At 48.1% G+C, this 1,941-nt stretch carries 2 protein-coding genes; both read right to left on the reverse strand.

Annotation, left to right across the window (positions count from 1 at the left end; translation table 11 throughout):
• Positions 1-372: deoxyribodipyrimidine photo-lyase (locus tag F8N00_RS17760; RefSeq protein ID WP_421018717.1), on the reverse strand; the 372-nt coding region annotated here is incomplete at its 3' end.
• A gap of 75 nt (positions 373-447) precedes the next feature.
• Positions 448-1,941, reverse strand: a 1,494-nt coding sequence (locus F8N00_RS17765; protein WP_421018718.1) for a biotin/lipoyl-containing protein, incomplete at its 5' end; no start/stop codon positions are given.

Consider the following 1,941-nt stretch of genomic DNA (forward strand, 5'->3'; position numbering starts at 1 on the left):
GTCTAGTAGTCGCTCCGTCTGACGATCTTTACGCTTTTTAATGATTTTTTCATCTCGCGTCTTGAATGGTTCGACATATTCCGCATTAAATAACAAAACGTCCGCATCACCGGTTGCGTCTAAGAAAGTCTGTTCATCGCCTTCGATGAAACGGATTGGCATCTCTTTCTCTTTGCAGGCATCAGAAAACATCTCGAGCGCTTGGAAGAAATATTGTTGCCGTGCTTCATATTCTCCGATGTAATCCGGATTGAGCCAAAAGACGAACTCGACCGTCGCCTTCGGATTTTCATTTAGTAATTCAACAGCACGTGCCAACATGTGGTTATCTTGTAATCGAAAATCACTTCGTACCCAACAAATAATGTTCAATCGTATCCTCTCCCACTACGTATTGAATGAAAAACAGGCAGCCCGCCGAGCGTGCGCCTGTTTTTCGTTGTGACCTTATACGAATTCAATCAGTAAGTCTTGACTCGCGATGGCTTCGCCTTCCTTGACGTGGACGGCTTTGATTTCACCGTCTTCCGGTGCTTGGATCGTCGTTTCCATCTTCATCGCTTCCGTGACGAGGAGTTGCTCTCCTTTACGGACACGTGTACCCGTCTCGACGAGCACCTTCAGCACGCTCCCCGGCATTGATGCACCGATTTGTTTCGCATTGCTTCGATCTGCTTTTGGACGACTTGATAAACTTTCCTTAATACTGATGTCTTTGACTTCGACTTCACGAGGAACACCGTTCATCTCATAATAGATCGTCCGCATACCATGATCGTCTGGCTGACCGATTTGAATCAACTTAAGGTAGAGTGTCTTGCCTCGTTCGATTTCAACCTCGATCGTCTCCCCTAGACGCATTCCATGGAAGAACGTATTCGTATCAAGAACAGAGATATCGCCATATCGCGCGACATACGAACTGTAGTCCATGAAGACTTTTGGATAGAGCGCGTAAGCGAGTGCATCAAATTCTGTAACGGGACGTTCAAGTTTTTCGAACAACTCATGTTTGATCGCATCAAAATTGAGTGGTTCCATCATCTTACCTGGACGTTCTGTCAGCGGAGCAGCTCCCTTGAGAATAGCCTGTTGAACGTCTTGCGGGAAACCATCTGGTGGTGTTCCGAGCTCCCCTTTCATCAGTTCGACGACTGAATCCGGGAAATCAAGTCCACTTGCACGGTGCAAGACATCCTCTTCTGTCAGATGATGTTGAACCATGAAGAGTGCCATGTCTCCAACGACTTTTGACGATGGTGTGACTTTGACGATATCGCCAAACAGCATATTGACACGCGCATACATCTCTTTGACTTCAGACCAACGATCCGCAAGTCCAACCGCTTTTGCTTGTTGCTGTAAGTTCGAATACTGTCCACCCGGCATCTCATGGTCGTAGACCGTTGGATTCGGTGCGATCATATCGAGTTCGAATGCTTGATACAGATGACGCACGTCCTGCCAATAATCCGAAATCTGTTCAAACTTCTGTGCTGATACGAGCGGTTGACGTGGATGACCACTTAAGGCATGAATCAAGCTACCACCCGCTGGCTGACTCGTCAGTCCCGACATGCTTGATGCGGCGACGTCTACGACGTCGACACCTGCATCGATCGCACGCGCATACGTATAAATCCCGTTCCCACTCGCATCGTGTGTGTGGAGATGGATCGGTAGCGATACCGCATCTTTAAGTGCTGATACGAGCGCATAGGCTGCTTCCGGTTTCAAGAGACCCGCCATATCCTTGATGGCAATGATATGAGCGCCGCTTTCTTCCAGTTGTTTCACCAGATTGACGTAATACGGCAGGTGATATTTCGGTCGATTCGCATCGAATAGATCCCCTGTGTAACAGACAGCTGCTTCCGCGATTTTACCTGTCGGCAAGACCGCATCGATCGCAAGTTGGATTGACTCTGGGTTGTTCAAGCT

The organism is Exiguobacterium sp. A1_3_1, from assembly GCF_048985645.1.
GTDB classification, from domain to species: Bacteria; Bacillota; Bacilli; order Exiguobacteriales; family Exiguobacteriaceae; genus Exiguobacterium_A; species Exiguobacterium_A indicum.